The following is an 18854-nucleotide window of genomic DNA, read 5'->3' as shown; positions in this document are numbered from 1 at the left end:
GTCTTGTCACGGTACAGCTGAGGCTTACAGGCTCAGCTCGCGCACCGAGGCCTTGAGGAACTCGCGCTTGAGATCCTCGTAGGTGTGCACCGCCGGGAACTGCGGGAACTCGCGGATCACGTTGTCCGGCGCATGGAACAGGATGCCGGAGTGGGCTTCGCTGAGCATGGTGGTGTCGTTGTACGAGTCGCCGGCGGCGATCACCCGGTAGTACAGGCTCTTCAGGGCGATGACCGACTGACGCTTGGGATCCTTCTGGCGCAGCTGGTAGTCCACCACACGATCGGTCTCGTCGGTGATCAGCTTGTGGCACAGCAGGGTCGGGAAACCGAGTTGGCGCATCAGCGGCTGGGAGAACTCGTAGAAGGTGTCGGAGAGGATCACCACCTGGAAGCGCTCGCGCAGCCAGTCGACGAACTCCACCGCGCCTTCCAGCGGCTGCAGGGTGGCGATCACTTCCTGGATGTCGCGCAGCTTCAGGCCGTGCTCGTCCAGGATGCGCAGACGCTGCTTCATCAGCACGTCGTAGTCGGGAATGTCGCGGGTAGTCGCCTTGAGCGCGTCGATTCCGGTTTTTTCGGCAAAGGCGATCCAGATTTCCGGGACCAGCACACCCTCGAGATCAAGACAGGCGATTTCCACAGGGCACTCCTCGATTGAACAGGCAGAAATTGAGGCGGCACTCTAGCGAGTTGACCGGCGAGGCGCAACGCGGCGCGCCCCTGGGCGCCGAAAAAGCCGGGTGCACGCGACGAACCGCGACGACCTCATATTCCCAATGGTTAGCACTCCAGCACAATTTGGTTATTTCAGCGCATAAACACCTTGCTGTTACCATCGCAGCAACGCATTAGCCCCGAATCGACCGGACACCCCGATGAGCCAGACTTTCGATGTTGCCGCCCTGGCGGCCGCCTACGCCGACAAATCCCCGCAGGAAGTGCTCAAGCTCGCCTTCGAGCATTTCGGCGACGACCTGTGGATCTCCTTCAGCGGCGCCGAGGACGTGGTGCTGGTGGACATGGCCTGGAAGCTGAACAAGAACGTCAAGGTATTCAGCCTGGATACCGGCCGCCTGCACGCGCAGACCTACCGCTTCATCGAGCAGGTGCGCGAGCACTACGGCATCTCCATCGAGGTGCTGTCCCCGGATCCGCGCCTGCTCGAACCGCTGGTGCGCGAGAAGGGCCTGTTCAGCTTCTACAAGGATGGCCATGGCGAGTGCTGCGGCATCCGCAAGATCGAGCCGCTCAAGCGCAAGCTGGCCGGCGTCGCCGCCTGGGCCACCGGCCAGCGCCGCGACCAGAGCCCCGGCACGCGCAGTCAGGTCGCCGTGCTTGAAGTGGACGGCGCCTTCTCCACGCCCGACAAGCCGCTGTACAAGTTCAACCCGCTGGCCAACATGAGCAGCGCCGAGGTGTGGGGCTACATCCGCATGCTGGAGATCCCCTACAACCCGCTGCACGAGCAGGGCTTCATCAGCATCGGCTGCGAACCCTGCACCCGCCCGGTGCTGCCCAACCAGCACGAGCGCGAAGGCCGCTGGTGGTGGGAAGAGGCCACCCACAAGGAGTGCGGGCTGCACGCCGGCAACCTGATCGCCAAGGACTCCTGATCGGCAAGAGCCAAGGTCGTGCCGCATGGGGCGTTGGCCGCTGGCTCCGCAAAGCCCGGCCGCCGCAACGGCCGGGCTTTCTGCCCTTGGCGGCCTGCATATCCACCGCGGCTGTAACCACTGTTTAATCTGAGCGGCCTAGACTGCCTGGCATCGGCAGATCAGGAGAGACCGCCATGCACCGCGAACAACAGCCGCAATCCAGCACCACCCAGATCGCACGGAAGCTGCGTCACCTCAACCTCGGCGCGATCATCGACGCCCAGGGCCGGGAAATTCCGATCACCGAGCAGATGATCCTGCAGGCCTGCCGCCAGCTGGAGCGCGATGCCCAGCCGCGCCGCCGCCTGTTCGGCTGATCAGACCAGCTGTACGCCCAGCGCCGCCAACTGGCGGCGCAATTGTTTGGCCTCCCCCGTCACCCGTACCCGCAGCTCAGGCAATTCGCGGCGCATCGGGTAGTGCTTGCGCAGGGCATCGAAGCCCGTGCGGCGTGCCTCGGCATCACCGAGCAGGCTGCGCCGGAAGGCGGCATCGTCCAGGCGCGGGTCGTAGACGGCACGGCAGACCGTGGCCAGCGCCCAGACCGGATCGGCCTGCTCGTGCAGCACCAGCTCGCTCAACCAGGCCGGGGGCAGCAGCTGGGCCAGATTGACCGCTGGCGCCTCGCCACGCCACGCGCAGAAGGCCTGATAGATCTGCTCGGTACCGCGCAGCTTGCCATCCAGGCTGTAGCCGGCGATGTGCGGGGTGGACAGACGGCACAGCGGCGCCAGCTCGGCATCCACCTGCGGCTCGCCCTCCCAGACATCCAGCACCGCCTCAAGATCGGCACCGCCCTGCAGGTGGGCCTTGAGCGCGGCGTTGTCGACTACCGCGCCGCGGCTGGCGTTGATCAGCCAGCAGCCGGGCTTGAGTTGCGCCAGCCGCGCCGCGTCGAGCAGATGCCAGGTGGCATCGGCCCCGTCGCGGGTCAGCGGGGTGTGCAGGCTGATCACGTCGCAGCGGCGGATGATTTCCTCCAGAGCAACGAATTCGCCGCCCTCGCGCGCCTGGCGCGGCGGATCACAGACCAGCACGTTCCAGCCCAGACCACGCAGCAGCTCGACCAGCCGGCCGCCAACCTGACCGGCGCCGACCACGCCGTAGGTACGCGCCGCCAGATCGGTGCCATGACGCTCAGCCAGGGCCAGCAGCGCGCCGAGCACGTACTCGACCACGCCGCGGGCATTGCAGCCCGGGGCGCTGGACCAGGTGATACCCGCCTCGGCGAAGTACGCCAGGTCCAGATGATCGGTGCCGATGGTGCAGGTGCCGACGAACTTCACCGCCGAGCCCTCCAACAGCGCCCTGTCGACGCGGGTCACCGAGCGCACCAGCAGCACATCGGCGTCGGCCACGGCGGCGCGGTCGATGGCGCGGCCGGGCAGGCGGCGGATCTCGCCGAAGGAGGCGAAGAAGGGATCGAGCAGCGGGATGTTTTCGTCGGCCAGCAGGCGCATGGGAGTGTCCGTCGGAAGGTCGGGAAGTTGCCGCCACTTTACCCCATCGGCACGATCGGCGCGGCCCTGAGCTGGCCCCATTTCGGTGCACGGCGTAGACTGGTCAGCTGTTTGTCGAGGTCTGTCGATGTCCGCCCTGCTCGCTTCACTCGCCCCCTCCCGTAGCCGCCGCAGCCTGGACGAAGTCAAGGCGCTGCTCGCCCTCGCCGGCCCGATCATGGTCGCCCAGCTGGCCAACACCGCCATGGGCTTTGTCGATACCGTGATGGCCGGCCGGGTCGGCCCGCGCGATCTGGCGGCCGTGGCGCTGGGCAACTCGATCTGGGTTCCGATGCTGCTGCTGATGGGCGGCATCCTGCTGGCGACCACCGCCAAGGTGTCACGCAAGGTCGGGGCCGGGACCTACGTCCTGATCGGTCCGCTGGTGCGCCAGGCGCTGTGGCTGGCGCTGACCATCGGCCTGATCGCCGCCGCGCTGCTGCTCTGCGCCGAGCCGATACTGGTGCTGATGCAGGTGGAGGCCTCTCTGCGTACGACGACCATGGGCTACCTGCAGGCCGTGGCGCTCGGCTTTCCGGCCCTGGCGCTGTATCAGGTACTGCGTGGCTTCAGCGACGGCCTGGGCAGCACCCGGCCAACCATGGTTATCGGCCTGCTCGGCCTGCTGCTGAACATCCCGCTCAACTACATCTTCATCTACGGCAAGCTCGGCCTGCCGGCCATGGGCGGCGTCGGCTGCGGCTGGGCCACGGCCCTGGTGCTGTGGTTCATGCTCGGCGCCATGCTGTGGTGGGTACACTGGGCGCCGGTCTACCGCTCCAGCCAGCTGTTCGAGCGCCTGGAATGGCCGCAGTGGCCGGAGATCCGCACGCTGCTGACACTCGGCCTGCCGATCGGCATCGCCATCTTCGCCGAGGCCAGCATCTTCTCGGTGATCGCCCTGCTGATCGGCAGCCTGGGCGCCAGCGTGGTGGCCGGGCATCAGGTGGCGCTGAACTTTTCCTCGATGGTGTTCATGATCCCGTACTCGCTGGCCATGGCCACCACGGTAAGGGTCGGCCAGGCGCTGGGACGCGGGGCGCCGCGCGATGCGCGCTTCTCCGCCGGCGTGGCGATGGCCACGGCGCTGGTCTATGCCTGCCTGTCCGCGAGCCTCATGTTGCTGCTGCGCGCGGACATCGCCCGGCTGTACACCCCGGACACCGAGGTGCTCGCCGTGGCCAGCGCGCTGCTGATGTACTCGGCGCTGTTCCAGTTCTCCGACGCCATCCAGGTCACCGCCGCCGGTGCCCTGCGTGGCTACCACGACACCCGTGCGACCATGCTGATCACCCTGCTGGCCTACTGGGGCATCGGCCTGCCGATCGGTTACAGCCTGGGCCTCAGCGAGCTGCTCGGCCTGCCCAGCGGCCCGGCCGGACTGTGGCAGGGCCTGGTGATTGGCCTGACCTGCGCCGCCGTGCTGCTCGGCGTGCGCCTGCAGCGCATTGCGCGGAGCGCGGTACGGTCCTAACGGGAGCGCGCAGCAGCCGCCCTCAGTCGGCCTTCTTGCGAATCCAGTACAGGTAGGTACCCGCCTCTTCCTGCTGCTCGAGCAGCTCGTGGCCGAGGAACAGGCAGAACTTGGGGATGTCGCGACGGGTCGAGGGGTCGGTGGCGATTACCTTGAGCAGGCCGCCGGCTGGCAGGTCGCGCACCTTGTTGTGCAGCATCATCACCGGTTCGGGGCAGTTGAGGCCGGTGGCATCGAGAATGGCGTCGGGTTGCTGGGACATGGGGAACTCCGCGTGACAGGCCGGCATTGTCGCGCAAAGCGCCGGCGCGGCCAACCGCACGGCAGCCGGCGAGAGGACGGACTAGGCTTGTGAATCAGCCCGCGCCGTCCGCCGCGCATCCCGACTGGAGGACACCAGCATGTCCCACCCGGACAGTTTCAACTGCCGACGCAACCTTGAGGTCGACGGCCGCACCTACCAGTATTTCAGCCTGCCCGACGCCGCGCGCAACCTCGGCGATATCAGGCAACTGCCCGTCTCGCTCAAGCTGCTGCTGGAGAACCTGCTGCGCTGCGAGGACGGCCGCAGCGTGACCGCCGCCGACTGCCGGGCGGTGGTGGAGTGGCTGCACAAGCGCAGCTCGGAGCAGGAAATCCAGTTCCGTCCGGCGCGCGTGCTGATGCAGGACTTCACCGGCGTGCCCGGGGTGGTCGATCTGGCCGCCATGCGCGATGCCATGGCCCGCGCCGGCGGCGATCCGCAGAAGATCAATCCGCTGTCGCCGGTGGACCTGGTGATCGACCACTCGGTGATGGTCGACCGCTTCGCCGACCCCAGCGCCTTCGCCGACAACGTGGCCATCGAGATGCAGCGCAACCACGAGCGCTATGCCTTCCTGCGCTGGGGCCAGCAGGCCTTCGCCAACTTCCGGGTGGTGCCGCCGGGCACCGGCATCTGCCACCAGGTCAATCTGGAGTACCTCGCCCAGGTGGTGTGGAGCCACGACGACGACGGCGCCACCCTCGCCTATCCGGACACCCTGGTCGGCACCGATTCGCACACCACCATGATCAACGGTCTGGGCGTGCTCGGCTGGGGCGTCGGCGGCATCGAGGCAGAGGCGGTGATGCTCGGCCAGCCGCTGTCGATGCTGATTCCCGAGGTGGTCGGCGTGCGCCTGGTCGGCAAGCTGCGCGAGGGCGTCACCGCCACCGACCTGGTGCTGACCGTCACCGAACTGCTGCGCAAACGCGGCGTGGTGGGCAAGTTCGTCGAATTCTACGGCCCCGGCCTCGACAACCTGCCGCTGGCCGACCGCGCCACCATCGCCAACATGGCCCCGGAATACGGCGCCACCTGCGGCTTCTTCCCGGTCGACGGGGTCACCCTCGACTACCTGCGCCTGTCCGGCCGCGAGCCGCAACGCATCGCCCTGGTCGAGGCCTATTGCAAGGCCCAGGGCCTGTGGCGCGAGGCGGGCGACGAGCCGACCTTCAGCGACAGCCTGACCCTGGACCTGGCCAGCGTACAGCCCTCGCTGGCCGGACCGAAGCGCCCGCAGGACCGCGTCGCCCTGGAGGACATCCGCGCCCAGTTCGACCTGCTGCTGGAGCTGAGCGGGCGCAAGGCCGAGCTGGACACCGACTTTGTCGTCGCCGGCGAGCACTACGGACTGCACCACGGCGACGTGGTGATCGCCGCCATCACCTCCTGCACCAACACCTCCAACCCCAGCGTGCTGATGGCCGCGGGGCTGCTGGCCAGGAAGGCGGTGGAGCTCGGTCTGAGCCGCAAGCCCTGGGTCAAGTCGTCGCTGGCGCCAGGCTCCAAGGTGGTCACCGACTACCTGGCCAAGGCCGGCTTGACGCCCTACCTCGACCAGCTCGGCTTCAACCTGGTCGGCTACGGCTGCACCACCTGCATCGGCAACTCCGGGCCGCTGCCGCCGGCCATCGCCGACTGCGTGAGCGCCAACGACCTGATCGTCAGCTCGGTGCTGTCCGGCAACCGCAACTTCGAGGGACGCGTGCATCCGCAGGTCAAGGCCAACTGGCTGGCCTCGCCGCCGCTGGTGGTGGCCTTCGCCCTGGCCGGAACCACGCGCATCGACCTGACCCGCGAGCCGCTGGGTACCGGCAGCGATGGCCAACCGGTGTATCTGCAGGACATCTGGCCGAGCGATGCCGAGGTGGCCGCGGCGGTCGGCACGGTGGCGGAGGCCATGTTCCGCCACCATTACGCCGATGTATTCAGCGGCGATGCCGCCTGGCGGGCGATCGCCGTCAGTCCCGGCGCCACCTACCCCTGGGATCCGGCCTCCACCTACATCAAGCACCCACCGTTCTTCCAGCATATCGACCAGCCCGCGGCAGCGCTGGCCGACATCGAGAATGCGCGCGTCCTCGCCCTGTTCGGCGACTCGATCACCACCGACCACATCTCCCCGGCCGGCAGCATCAAGCCCAGCTCGCCGGCCGGCCTCTACCTGCAGGGCCTCGGCGTGGCACCGGCCGACTTCAACTCCTATGGCGCACGCCGCGGCAACCACGAGGTGATGATGCGCGGCACCTTCGCCAACATCCGCATCAAGAACGAGATGCTTGGCGGCGAGGAAGGCGGCAATACCCTGCACCAGCCGTCCGGCGACAAGCTGTCGATCTTCGACGCCGCCATGCGCTACCAGGCCGATGGCGTGCCGCTGCTGGTGATCGCCGGCAAGGAGTACGGCACCGGCTCCTCGCGCGACTGGGCGGCCAAGGGCACCAACCTGCTCGGGGTCAAGGCGGTGATCGCCGAAAGCTTCGAGCGCATCCACCGTTCCAACCTGGTCGGCATGGGCGTATTGCCCTTGCAGTTCGTCGCCGGGCAGAACCGCCAGAGCCTGGCGCTCAACGGCAGCGAACGCCTGAGCATCCACGGCCTGGCCGCCGGGCTCAAACCGCGGCAACGTCTGATTGTGGAGCTGCTGCGCGCCGATGGCACCGAGGAGCGCTTCGAGGTGCTGTGCCGCATCGATACCGCCATCGAGCTCGACTACTTCAAGGCCGGCGGCATCCTCCACCACGTGCTGCGCCAGCTGCTGGCCGGCTGAGTCCAGCCACGCGGCACGGTCACTTTCCCGCATAGGGAGCGCCATGCGCAGCGAGCGAGCCGCCTGACACCCCTACGCTGGCCTCACCGGGCCGCCAAGGAAGGCGGCGACTGCCTCGGCCGTGCGCTGCAGATGCTGGGCATGGGTGAAACCGGAGGCCTTGAGCGGCTTGAGGTCGTGATCGGCCGACTCCAGCCACAGCAGCCGGATCGCCGGCGAAAGGCTGTAGCCGGCGACCCGCTCGCGGTTTCCCAGTGCATCGCGCTCGCCCTGCACGATCAGGGTCGGCGTGCGCAAGGCGGCCAGATGCTCGACCCGCGGCTTCTCCGGCTTGCCGGCGGCATGGAACGGATAGCCCAGGCAGACCAGTGCGGTCGGCGCCAATTCGTCGGCCAGCAGGCTGGCCATCCGTCCGCCCATCGACTTGCCGCCGATGGCCCAGCTACCCGGCTCACGGGCATTCACCTCACGCCAGACCTCGCGCCAGCAGTAGAGCAGGCGCGCCTGCGGATTGGGCGGCCGCTTGCCGCCATCCCGGCGCCGGTCGGCCATGTAGGGGAACTCGAAACGCACCACACGCACGCCGCACTCGGCCAGCCGCACGGCCATCTCGTTCATGAACGGACTGTCCATCGGCGCACCGGCGCCATGGGCCAGGATCAGCCGTACATGCTCCCCGGCGACCGGCCCTGACCACAAAAGTTCGGAAAAACTCATGCAAAAAACCTCACACGCCCTAGGGCTTTGATTTGTATCAACATCTATCCAGAGCGCTTTATCCATCCTGACGCTGATCTTTCTCCGATCAAGCCCATTAGTCGTGGAACCTCGAAAATGAGCACAGCAAACCTCAGGACTGCTTATAACTACAAGGTGGTCCGCCAGTTCGCCGTAATGACGGTGATCTGGGGGATCGTCGGTATGGGACTCGGCGTACTTATCGCCGCCCAACTTGTCTGGCCGAACTTGAACTTCGACCTACCTTGGACCAGCTTCGGTCGCTTGCGACCCTTGCACACCAACGCGGTAATCTTCGCCTTCGGCGGTTGCGCGCTGTTCGCCACCTCCTTCTACTCGGTACAGCGCACCTGCCAGACCCGCCTGTTCGGCGGTCCGCTGGCCAGCTTCGTGTTCTGGGGCTGGCAACTGGTGATCCTGCTCGCCGCGATCACCCTGCCGCTCGGCTTCACCTCCTCCAAGGAGTACGCCGAACTGGAGTGGCCGATCGACATCCTGATCACCATCGTCTGGGTTTCCTACGCGGTGGTGTTCTTCGGCACCGTCATGCAGCGCAAGACCCAGCACATCTACGTCGGCAACTGGTTCTTCGGCGCCTTCATCCTGGTCACGGCGATGCTGCACCTCGTCAACAACCTGGAACTGCCGGTCAGCTTCATGAAGTCGTACTCGGTCTACAGCGGCGCCACCGACGCCATGGTCCAGTGGTGGTACGGCCACAACGCCGTGGGCTTCTTCCTGACCACCGGCTTCCTCGGCATGATGTACTACTTCGTGCCCAAGCAGGCCGAGCGTCCGGTGTACTCCTACCGCCTGTCCATCGTCCACTTCTGGGCGCTGATCACCCTGTACATCTGGGCCGGCCCGCACCACCTGCACTACACCGCCCTGCCGGACTGGGCCCAGTCCCTCGGCATGGTGATGTCGATCATCCTCCTCGCTCCGAGCTGGGGTGGCATGATCAACGGCATGATGACCCTGTCCGGCGCCTGGCATAAGCTGCGCCACGACCCGATCCTGCGCTTCCTGGTGGTCTCCCTGGCCTTCTACGGCATGTCCACCTTCGAAGGCCCGATGATGGCCATCAAGACCGTCAACGCCCTGTCCCACTACACCGACTGGACCATCGGCCACGTCCACGCCGGCGCGCTCGGCTGGGTTGCCATGGTGTCGATCGGCTCGCTGTACCACCTGCTGCCGAAAGTCTTCGGCCGCAAGGAAATGCACAGCATCGCCCTGATCAACACCCACTTCTGGCTGGCCACCATCGGCACCGTGCTGTACATCGCCTCCATGTGGGTCAACGGCATCGCCCAGGGCCTGATGTGGCGTGCAGTCAACGAAGACGGCACCCTGACCTACTCCTTCGTCGAAGCGCTGGAAGCCAGCCACCCGGGCTTCCTGGTTCGCGTGATCGGCGGCGCCTTCTTCCTCACCGGCATGCTGCTGATGGCCTACAACGTATGGCGCACCGTGAGTGCCGCCAAGTCGGCTGAAATGACTGCGGCCGAGCAGTTCGTGGTTCAAGGAGCCCATTGATGAACAAGCACGAAATCATCGAGAAGAACATCGGCCTGATGGCGCTGCTGATGGTTCTCGCCGTCAGTATCGGCGGTCTGACCCAGATCGTTCCGCTGTTCTTCCAGGACGTGGTCAACGAGCCGGTGGAGGGCATGAAGCCCTACACCGCGCTGCAGCTGGAAGGCCGCGACATCTACATCAAGGAAGGCTGCGTGGGCTGCCACTCGCAGATGGTGCGTCCGTTCCGCGCCGAAACCGAGCGCTACGGCCACTACTCGGTCGCCGGTGAAAGCGTCTACGACCACCCGTTCCTGTGGGGCTCCAAGCGTACCGGTCCGGACCTGGCCCGCGTCGGCGGCCGCTACTCCGACGACTGGCACCGCGCCCACCTGTACAACCCGCGCAACGTGGTGCCCGAATCGAAGATGCCCTCCTACCCCTGGTTGGTGGAGCACAAGCTGGACGGCAAGGACACCGCCTCCAAGATGACGGCGCTGCGTACCCTGGGCGTTCCCTACACCGAGGAAGACATTGCCGGCGCCCGCGACGCGGTCAAGGGCAAGACCGAAATGGACGCGCTGGTCGCGTACCTGCAGGTCCTCGGCACCAGCCTCAAGAACAAACGGTAACGCGCCATGGATATCGGGACTCTGCGTGGATTGGGTACTGCCATCGTATTTATCGCCTTCGTGGTGCTGCTGATCTGGGTATTCGGCCGCTCCAAGAAGAGCTTTGACGAAGCGGCCAACCTGCCCTTCGCCGATGAGCCCAAGTCCGAAAAGCGTGAAGAAGAAGCTTCCAGGAGTAAGCACGAATGACCAGTTTTTGGAATTGGTATGTCACCATACTCAGCCTCGGCACCATAGTGGCGCTGACCTGGCTGCTGTTGGCGACCCGCAAGGGCCAGCGTCCGGACACCACCGACCAGACGATGGGGCACACCTTCGACGGCATCCAGGAGTATGACAACCCGCTGCCCAAGTGGTGGTTCATGTTGTTCATCGGCACCGTGGTGTTCGCCCTCGGCTACCTGGTGCTCTACCCGGGCCTGGGCAACTGGAAAGGCGTCCTGCCGGGCTACGAGGAAGGCTGGACCGGCGTCAACCAGTGGAAGAAGGAAATGGCCCGCGCGGACGAGCAGTACGGTCCGCTGTACGCCAAGTACGCCGCCATGCCGGTGGCCGAAGTGGCCAAGGACGAGCAGGCCCTGAAAATGGGTGCCCGCCTGTTCGCCTCCAACTGCTCCGTCTGCCACGGCTCCGACGCCAAGGGTGCCTACGGCTTCCCGAACCTGACCGACCACGACTGGCTGTACGGCGGCGAAGCCGACACCATCAAGACCACCATCATGGGCGGCCGTCAGGCCGCCATGCCGGCGTGGAAGGACATCCTCGGCGAGGAAGGCATCAAGAACGTCGCCGGCTACGTGCGCAGCCTGTCCGGCCTGAAGAATCCGGAAGGCATCGACCTCGCTGTCGGCCAGAAGACCTTCGCCACCAACTGCGCCGTCTGCCATGGCCCGGAAGGCAAGGGCGTGCAGGCCATGGGCGCCCCCAACCTGACCGACCGCACCTGGCTGTATGGCTCGGGCTTCGCCCAGGTCCAGCAGACCCTGCGCTATGGTCGTAACGGCAAGATGCCGGCGCAGAAGGACATGCTCGGCAACGACAAGGTCCACCTGCTGGCGGCCTACGTGTACAGCCTGTCGCAGAAGGCTGCGCAGCAGTAAAACCTTGCTGCAGGCCAGAACGCCGCTTTCCGGTTACCGGAAAGCGGCGTTCTCATTTGTGGGGACATGAAACGACACAACCTGCCCTCGCCAGATACCCCACGAGGTATTGCGCGACCACCCGTCGCATGCACACCCAATCCATTAGGCGTACCATTGCAGGGAAGGTGAAATGAACCCGATCGGTTACGACTGGTTGGGGGCGCCTACTTCTCCAGCTGTGGTAGAGACGACCGATGAGCGACAAGATCCCCGTTCAGGATGTAACCCCTCCCTCCCCTGCCAAAAAAGGCGAAAGTGTCGATCTCTACGCCAAGCGCGAGCAGATCTACACCAAGGCCTTCACCGGACTGTTCCGCAATATCCGTCTGGTCAGCGGTGCCTTTCTGTTCCTGATGTTCTTCGGCACCGCCTGGCTCAACTGGGGTGACCGCCAAGCCGTCTGGTGGAACCTGCCGGAGCGCAAGTTCTACATCTTCGGCGCCACCTTCTGGCCACAGGACTTTATGTTGCTGTCCTGGCTACTGATCATCTGCGCCTTCGGCCTGTTCTTCATCACCGTGTTCGCCGGCCGCGTCTGGTGCGGCTACACCTGCCCGCAGAGCGTATGGACCTGGGTGTACATGTGGGCGGAGAAGGTCACCGAGGGTGACCGCAACCAGCGCATGAAGCTCGACAAGCAGCCGATGAGCACCGAGAAATTCCTGCGCAAGGCCGCCAAGCACTCCATCTGGCTGGGCGTGGCCCTGCTAACCGCACTGACCTTCGTCGGTTACTTCACCCCGATCCGTCAACTGACGGTCGACCTCTTCACCTTCAACATCGATGGCTGGGCGCTGTTCTGGGTCGGCTTCTTCACCCTGGCCACCTACGGCAACGCCGGCTGGCTGCGCGAGCAGGTGTGCATCCACATGTGCCCCTACTCGCGCTTCCAGAGCGTGATGTTCGACAAGGACACCCTGATCGTCTCCTACAACGAGAAGCGTGGCGAGCGCCGCGGCCCGCGCAAGAAGGATGCCGACTACAAGGCCATGGGTCTGGGCGACTGTATCGACTGCAAGATGTGCGTGCACGTCTGCCCGACCGGCATCGACATCCGCAACGGCCTGCAGATCGCCTGCATCGGCTGCGCCGCATGCGTCGACGCCTGCGACAGCATCATGGACAAGATGAACTACCCCAGGGGTCTGGTCGGCTACACCACCGAGCACAACCTCAACGGCCACAAGACCCATATCGTCCGCCCGCGTCTGATCGGTTACGCCATTGCCCTGCTGATCATGACGGGCGCCTTCGCCACCGCGCTGTACATGCGCCCGCTGGCCGAACTCGACGTCATCAAGGACCGCGTGCTCTACCGCGAGAACGAGGAAGGCCGCATCGAGAACGTCTACACCCTGAAGATCATGAACAAGGATCAGCGCGACCACGTCTACACCATCGACGTCTCCGGCCTCGACGGTCTGGTCTTCGAAGGGCGTCGCGAGGTCAAGGCAGTGGCGGGCGAAATCCTCTCCGTCCCGCTGGAGCTGTCCATCGATCCGGAGCAACTGCCTTCCAGTACCAACGAGATTCTCTTTACAATTCAGGCCGCCGACATTCCCGGCAAAACCTTCGACGCCGAAAGCCGCTTCATCGGCCCAAGCGTCCGCTGATATAGAGAGTGAACATGCAACAGCCCGAGATCACCAGCCGCTGGTACAAGCAGTTCTGGGCCTGGTTCGTCATCGCCCTTCTGGCCATCTCGGTGGTGCTGGGGGTGTCGCTGGTGATCCTGTCGGTGCGCACGGCCGATACCCTGGTCGCCGACAACTACTATGACGTCGGCAAGGGCATCAACACTTCGCTCAAGCGCGAGCAGCTGGCCAAGCGCCTCGGCATGCAGGCCAGTCTCGTTCTCGACGAGCACACCGGCACCGCCGAGTTGCGCCTGAGCGGCATCAGCCAGCCGAGCCAACTGGTGCTCAACCTGATCTCGCCAACCCAGCCGGAGCGTGACCGCCGGATCATTCTCCAGCCGGCCGACGGCGAGGCCGGGCTGTACCGCGGCCAGATGCAGGACGCCGTCAGCGGCCGTCGTTTCGTCGAGCTGCTCGGTAAGGAAGGCGGCGAAGACTGGCGCCTGTACCACGAGATCGTTCTCGAGGACCGTCGCCCCGTGCAGCTGCTGCCCTGACCTGCGTCATGGCCACGCCCCTGCCCTGCTTCCACTGCGGGCTGCCGGTTCCCGACGGCAGCCCGTATCACGCCCAGGTGCTCGGCGAAGCACGCGCCATGTGCTGTCCCGGCTGCCAGGCAGTGGCCGAGGCCATCGTCGCCGGCGGCCTGGAAGGTTACTACCGCCACCGTAGTGAAACCGCCGCCAATCCCGAAGCCCTCCCCAAGGCCCTGGCCGACGAGCTGGCGCTGTACGACCGCGAGGACGTGCAGCAGGGGCTGGTCAGCCATGCCGGCGAGCAGGCGGAAACCTGCCTGCTGATCGAAGGCATCAGCTGCGCCGCCTGTGGCTGGCTGATCGAGCACCACCTGAAGAAGCTGCCCGGCGTCAGCGAGGCCAACCTCAACCTGTCCAATCACCGCCTGCAGGTGCGCTGGAACGATGCCAGCCTGCCGCTCAGCCAGTTGCTCGCCGAGCTGCGCCGGATCGGCTATGCCGCCCATCCCTACCAGGCGGATGCCGCAGCCGAGCAGATGCACCGGGAAAACCGCAAGGCCATGCGCCAGCTCGGCGTCGCCGGCCTGCTGTGGATGCAGGTGATGATGGCGACCATGGCCACCTGGCCGGAATTCAACCTCGATCTCAGCGCCAGTTTCGATGCCATCCTGCGCTGGACCAGCCTGTTCCTCACCACGCCCATCGTCTTCTACTGCTGCGGCCAGTTCTTTCGCGGCGCCCTGCGCGACCTGCGCACCCGCCACCTGACCATGGACGTCTCGGTATCACTGGCCATCGGCGGCGCCTATGCCGCCGGTCTGTGGTCGACCATCACCGGCCAGGGCGAGTTGTATTTCGACGCCGTGGGTATGTTCGCCCTGTTCCTGCTCGCCGGACGCTATCTGGAGCGCCGCGCCCGCGAGCGCACCGCCCAGGTCACTGCCCAGCTGGTCAACCTGCTGCCGGCCTCCTGCCTGCGCCTGGACGAACAGGGCCACAGCGAGCGCATCCTGCTCAACGAACTGCAGCTGGGCGACCAGGTGCTGGTGCCGCCCGGCGCCGTGGTGCCGGCCGACGCGCTGATCCTCGCCGGCCAGTCGAGCATCGACGAGTCGCTGCTCACCGGCGAATACCTGCCGCAGCCACGCAGCGCCGGCCAACAGGTCACCGCCGGCACCCTGAACGTCGAAGGCCCGCTGACCGTGCGGGTCGAGGCGCTGGGCAACGACACCCGCTTGTCCGCCATTGTCCGCCTGCTCGAGCGCGCCCAGGCCGACAAGCCGCGCCTGGCCCAGCTCGCCGACCACGTGGCGCAGTGGTTCCTGGTGGTGGTGCTGCTCACCGCCGCGGTGATCGGCCTGGTCTGGTGGCAGATCGACAGCGAACGGGCATTCTGGATCGTCCTCGCCCTGCTGGTCGCCACCTGCCCCTGCGCGCTGTCGCTGGCCACCCCGACCGCGCTGACCACCGCCACCGGCAGCCTGCACAAGCTCGGTCTGCTGGTCACCCGCGGCCATGTGCTGGAAAGCCTCAACCAGATCGACACCCTGATCGTCGACAAGACCGGCACCCTCACGGAAGGGCGCCTGACCCTGCGCGAGGTGCGCGTGCTCGGCGCGCTGGACAGCCAGACCTGCCTGAGCCTAGCCGCCGCTCTGGAAAGCCGCTCGGAACACCCGATCGCCCGCGCCTTCGGCCGCGCCCCGCAGGCTGCCGAAGGCGTGCACAACGAGCCTGGCAAGGGGCTGCAGGGCGAAGTCGGCGGGCGTCGCCTGCGCATCGGCGAGCCCGGCTTCGTCTGCCAGCTCGGCGACCAGCCGGCACCGGCCATGCCCGATGAACCCGGTCAGTGGCTGCTGCTCGGCGACGAGCAGGGCCCGCTCGCCTGGTTTCGCCTCGACGATTGCCTGCGCAATGACGCCCACCAGCTGGTCGACGCCGCTCACCAGCGTGGCTGGCAGGTCCTGCTGCTCTCCGGCGACAGCTCGCCGATGGTCGCCAGCGTGGCCAGCGAACTGGGCATCGATGACGCCCGCGGCGGCCTGCCCCCGGATGCCAAGCTGGCCGTGCTGCACCAGCTGCACCAGCAGGGCCGGCATGTGCTGATGCTCGGTGACGGCGTCAACGACGTGCCAGTATTGGCTGGTGCCGATATCAGCGTGGCCATGGGCAGCGCCACCGACCTGGCCAAGACCAGCGCCGACGCAGTGCTGTTGTCCAACCGCCTCGATAGCCTGGTGCAGGCGTTCGACGTCGCCAAACGCACTCGCCGCATCATCGTCGAGAACCTGGCCTGGGCCGGCCTGTACAATGGCCTGGTGCTGCCATTCGCCGCCATCGGCTGGATCACCCCCGGCTGGGCCGCCATCGGTATGTCGCTCAGTTCGCTGGTGGTGGTGGTCAACGCCCTGCGCCTGAGCCGGGTGACCGGCAGCAGCCAACCGGTGGCCACCGCCATCGGCCATGTTCCCGAAAACCTGGCCGCCACCAGCCGCACCTGACCCGGAGTCTTGCGATGTCTGCACTCTACCTGCTGATCCCGGTTGCCGTGGTGCTGGTCGGCCTGGCCATCTGGATGTTTTTCTGGGCCGTGGACAGTGGCCAGTATGACGACCTCGACGGCCCGGCCCACAGCATCCTGTTCGACGACGAAGACCCCAAGCACCAGGCCGGCATCGACGAGGCCAGCGCCAGCAAACCGGCCGGCGACGCCCCGGAGCCAGCCGACCGGGAACCGCCGCGTGACTGACCTGCTGCCCCTGCTGGCCTCGGCACTGATTCTCGGCCTGCTCGGCGGCGGCCACTGTATCGGCATGTGCGGCGGCCTGATGGGCGCGTTGACCCTGGCGATCCCCGCCGAGCAGCGCCAGCGCCGTCTGCAGCTGCTGCTGGCCTACAACTTCGGCCGCATCGCCTCCTACACCGTCGCCGGCCTGCTGGTCGGCGCCGCCGGATGGGCCGTGGCCAGCGGCCCGGCGGCCACCGTGCTGCGCGGCATCGCCGGCCTGCTGCTGATCACCATGGGGCTGTACCTGGCCGGCTGGTGGAGCGGCCTGACCCGCATCGAAGGACTCGGACGGATCCTGTGGCGGCGTATCGAGCCGCTGGCCCGTGGCCTGCTGCCGGTGCACAATGCCCCTCGCGCCCTGTTGCTTGGCGCCCTGTGGGGCTGGCTGCCCTGCGGCCTGGTCTACAGCACCCTGCTGTGGGCGGCCAGCCAGGGCGATGCCTTCGACAGTGCGCTGCTGATGCTGGCCTTCGGCCTCGGCACCCTGCCGGTGCTGCTCGCCACTGGCCTGGCCGCCGAGCGCCTGACCGCCCTGCTGCGCCGCCGTGGCGTGCGCATCGCCGGCGGCCTGCTGGTAATCCTGTTCGGCCTGTGGACCCTGCCCGGTCCCCACCAGGCCTGGCTGATGGGCCACGGCGGCGGTCACACCAGCGCACAACCCGCACACTGAAGCGGTTGATGCAAATCAACACCCCTCCAACGCCCGGACTCTAGACTGCAACGCAAGTCTGATAATCCGGGACATCCGCATGCTCGACGCCATCCGCTGGGATACCGACCTGATCCGCCGCTACGATCTGGCCGGGCCACGCTATACCTCCTATCCCACCGCCGTGCAGTTCCACGACGGCATCGGTGCATTCGACCTGCTGCATGCCTTGCGTGACAGCGCCCAGGCCAAGCGTGCTCTGTCGCTGTACGTGCACCTGCCGTTCTGCGCGCACATCTGCTACTACTGCGCCTGCAACAAGGTCATCACCAAGGACCGCGGGCGCAGCGCGCCCTACCTGCAGCGCCTGCTGCGCGAGATGGAGCTGGTCAGCCGTCACCTCGATCCCGATCAGGTGGTCGAGCAACTGCACTTCGGCGGCGGCACACCGACCTTCCTCAGCCACGACGAGCTTCGCCAGCTGATGGCCGGCCTGCGCCAGCACTTCAACCTGCTCGACGACGACAGCGGCGACTACAGCATCGAGATCGACCCCCGCGAGGCCGACTGGGCCACCATGGGCCTGCTGCGCGACATTGGCTTCAACCGCGTCAGCCTCGGCGTGCAGGACTTCGACCCGGCCGTGCAGCGCGCGGTCAACCGCCTGCAGACCCTCGAGGAGACCCGCGCCATCCTCGAGGCCGCACGCACCCTGCAGTTCCGCTCGGTCAACATCGACCTGATCTACGGCCTGCCGCTGCAGACTCCCGACTCCTTCGCCAAGACCGTCGACGAAGTGATCGCCCTGCAGCCCGACCGTCTGTCCGTATTCAACTACGCCCATCTGCCCGAGCGCTTCCCGCCGCAGCGCCGGATCAACGCCGAGGACCTGCCCAGCCCGGGCACCAAGCTGGAAATGCTCCAGCGCACCATCGAGCAACTGACCCGCGCCGGCTATCGCTACATCGGCATGGACCACTTCGCCCTGCCCGACGACGAGCTGGCCATCGCCCAGGAAGAAGGCACCCTGCAGCGCAACTTCCAGGGCTACACCACCCACGGCCACTGCGACCTGATCGGCCTGGGCGTCTCCTCGATCAGCCAGATCGGCGACCTCTACTGCCAGAACAGCAGCGATATCGGCGACTATCAAAACACGTTGGACAACGGCCAGCTGACCACCCGCCGTGGCCTGCACTGCAACAACGACGACCGCATCCGTCGTGCCGTGATCCAGCAGCTGATCTGCCACTTCAGGCTCGACTTCGCCGCCATCGAGGAGCAGTTCAACATCGATTTCCGCGGCTACTTCAACGACATCTGGCCGACTCTGGAGAGCGCCGCCAGCGACGGCCTGATCCGCCTCGACGAACAGAGCATCGACATCACTGCCGCCGGCCGCCTGCTGGTACGCTCGGTGTGCATGTTGTTCGACAGCTACCTGCCGCTGCAGAGCACCCAGCGCTTCTCCCGCGTCATCTGAGCCAAATGGTCGCGCTCACGCACTGGCAGCACCCGGCGGGCTGGGGTACCCTTGCCAACAATTTAGTTGTGTAGGTAAGGACCCCAC

The 18854-nt window shown here is 66.3% G+C and carries 17 protein-coding genes and 1 pseudogene; 14 read left to right on the top strand and 4 right to left on the bottom strand.

The genetic code is table 11. The features are described 5' to 3' along the window. Nucleotides 1-24: 24 nt before the first annotated feature. Nucleotides 25-642: a bifunctional phosphoserine phosphatase/homoserine phosphotransferase ThrH gene (thrH, locus tag BMZ19_RS09580; protein WP_090310291.1), complete on the bottom strand. Its 618-nt coding sequence runs from the start codon at nt 640-642 to the stop codon at nt 25-27. 235 nt (nt 643-877) lie between these two features. Here thrH and BMZ19_RS09575 point away from each other — a divergent pair, with 235 nt between their 5' ends. Then, on the top strand, nt 878-1615 hold the full coding sequence (locus tag BMZ19_RS09575; RefSeq protein ID WP_090310290.1) for a phosphoadenylyl-sulfate reductase: 738 nt from the start codon (nt 878-880) through the stop codon (nt 1613-1615). Nucleotides 1616-1791: 176 nt separating this feature from the next. Further along, nucleotides 1792-1974 carry a PA1571 family protein gene (locus BMZ19_RS09570; protein WP_090310288.1) on the top strand — a complete coding sequence of 61 codons (183 nt, stop codon included), beginning with the start codon at nt 1792-1794 and terminating at the stop codon, nt 1972-1974. Here BMZ19_RS09570 and pdxB read toward each other — a convergent pair whose 3' ends face one another. After that, nucleotides 1975-3117 carry a 4-phosphoerythronate dehydrogenase PdxB gene (gene pdxB / locus BMZ19_RS09565; protein ID WP_090310286.1) on the bottom strand — a complete coding sequence of 381 codons (1143 nt, stop codon included), beginning with the start codon at nt 3115-3117 and terminating at the stop codon, nt 1975-1977. A 127-nt stretch (nt 3118-3244) separates the two neighbouring features. Between pdxB and BMZ19_RS09560 the strand changes: the two genes are divergently transcribed. Further along, a complete protein-coding gene (locus BMZ19_RS09560; RefSeq protein WP_090310284.1) occupies nt 3245-4630 on the top strand; it encodes an MATE family efflux transporter in 1386 nt (461 codons plus the stop codon). 22 nt (nt 4631-4652) lie between these two features. Here the strand turns inward: BMZ19_RS09560 and tusA are convergent, their stop codons facing one another. Further along, the gene (tusA, locus tag BMZ19_RS09555) at nt 4653-4892 is read right to left on the bottom strand and encodes a sulfurtransferase TusA (RefSeq protein WP_090310282.1); all 240 of its coding nucleotides are present in this window, start codon (nt 4890-4892) and stop codon (nt 4653-4655) included. Nucleotides 4893-5031: 139 nt separating this feature from the next. Here tusA and acnA point away from each other — a divergent pair, with 139 nt between their 5' ends. After that, nucleotides 5032-7704, top strand: a complete 2673-nt coding sequence (gene acnA, locus BMZ19_RS09550) for an aconitate hydratase AcnA (RefSeq protein WP_090310280.1) — start codon at nt 5032-5034, stop codon at nt 7702-7704. A 72-nt stretch (nt 7705-7776) separates the two neighbouring features. On the opposite strand, the gene BMZ19_RS09545 is transcribed toward acnA, so the two are convergent. Next, nucleotides 7777-8421 carry an alpha/beta family hydrolase gene (locus tag BMZ19_RS09545; RefSeq protein WP_244517148.1) on the bottom strand — a complete coding sequence of 215 codons (645 nt, stop codon included), beginning with the start codon at nt 8419-8421 and terminating at the stop codon, nt 7777-7779. Between the two features lie 117 nt (nt 8422-8538). Between BMZ19_RS09545 and ccoN the strand changes: the two genes are divergently transcribed. From ccoN to hemN, 10 genes and pseudogenes are all read left to right on the top strand, one after another. Beyond that, nucleotides 8539-9981, top strand: a complete 1443-nt coding sequence (gene ccoN, locus BMZ19_RS09540; RefSeq protein WP_090310276.1) for a cytochrome-c oxidase, cbb3-type subunit I — start codon at nt 8539-8541, stop codon at nt 9979-9981. Continuing rightward, nucleotides 9981-10592 carry a cytochrome-c oxidase, cbb3-type subunit II gene (gene ccoO, locus BMZ19_RS09535; RefSeq protein WP_090310275.1) on the top strand — a complete coding sequence of 204 codons (612 nt, stop codon included), beginning with the start codon at nt 9981-9983 and terminating at the stop codon, nt 10590-10592. The genes ccoN and ccoO overlap by 1 nt, the downstream gene beginning before the upstream one ends. A gap of 6 nt (nt 10593-10598) precedes the next feature. Beyond that, nucleotides 10599-10781: a cbb3-type cytochrome oxidase subunit 3 gene (locus BMZ19_RS09530; protein WP_090310273.1), complete on the top strand. Its 183-nt coding sequence runs from the start codon at nt 10599-10601 to the stop codon at nt 10779-10781. Further along, entirely contained in the window at nt 10778-11692 is a 915-nt protein-coding gene (gene ccoP / locus BMZ19_RS09525; RefSeq protein ID WP_090310271.1) for a cytochrome-c oxidase, cbb3-type subunit III, read from the top strand. The genes BMZ19_RS09530 and ccoP overlap by 4 nt, the downstream gene beginning before the upstream one ends. A 236-nt stretch (nt 11693-11928) precedes the next feature. Next, the gene (gene ccoG / locus BMZ19_RS09520) at nt 11929-13347 is read left to right on the top strand and encodes a cytochrome c oxidase accessory protein CcoG (protein WP_090310269.1); all 1419 of its coding nucleotides are present in this window, start codon (nt 11929-11931) and stop codon (nt 13345-13347) included. Nucleotides 13348-13361: 14 nt separating this feature from the next. Continuing rightward, nucleotides 13362-13868, top strand: a complete 507-nt coding sequence (locus BMZ19_RS09515) for a FixH family protein (protein ID WP_090310267.1) — start codon at nt 13362-13364, stop codon at nt 13866-13868. A gap of 8 nt (nt 13869-13876) precedes the next feature. Beyond that, a pseudogene (locus BMZ19_RS09510) lies at nt 13877-16310 on the top strand (heavy metal translocating P-type ATPase); the annotation flags it as partial. 52 nt (nt 16311-16362) lie between these two features. Further along, nucleotides 16363-16596 (top strand): cbb3-type cytochrome oxidase assembly protein CcoS, encoded by a 234-nt coding sequence (ccoS, locus tag BMZ19_RS09505; protein ID WP_090310263.1) that lies wholly within the window; start codon nt 16363-16365, stop codon nt 16594-16596. Then, nucleotides 16589-17305, top strand: a complete 717-nt coding sequence (locus BMZ19_RS09500) for a sulfite exporter TauE/SafE family protein (RefSeq protein ID WP_090310261.1) — start codon at nt 16589-16591, stop codon at nt 17303-17305. The genes ccoS and BMZ19_RS09500 overlap by 8 nt, the downstream gene beginning before the upstream one ends. 79 nt (nt 17306-17384) lie before the next feature. Beyond that, nucleotides 17385-18767, top strand: coding sequence for an oxygen-independent coproporphyrinogen III oxidase (hemN, locus tag BMZ19_RS09495; protein ID WP_090310259.1), 1383 nt, complete (start codon nt 17385-17387; stop codon nt 18765-18767). The last annotated feature ends 87 nt before the right edge of the window (nt 18768-18854 follow it).

The organism is Pseudomonas linyingensis (genome assembly GCF_900109175.1).
Taxonomy (GTDB): Bacteria; Pseudomonadota; Gammaproteobacteria; order Pseudomonadales; family Pseudomonadaceae; genus Geopseudomonas; species Geopseudomonas linyingensis.
The sequence above is the reverse complement of the archived record's forward strand: the minus strand, read 5'-3'. Positions and strand labels throughout refer to the sequence as shown.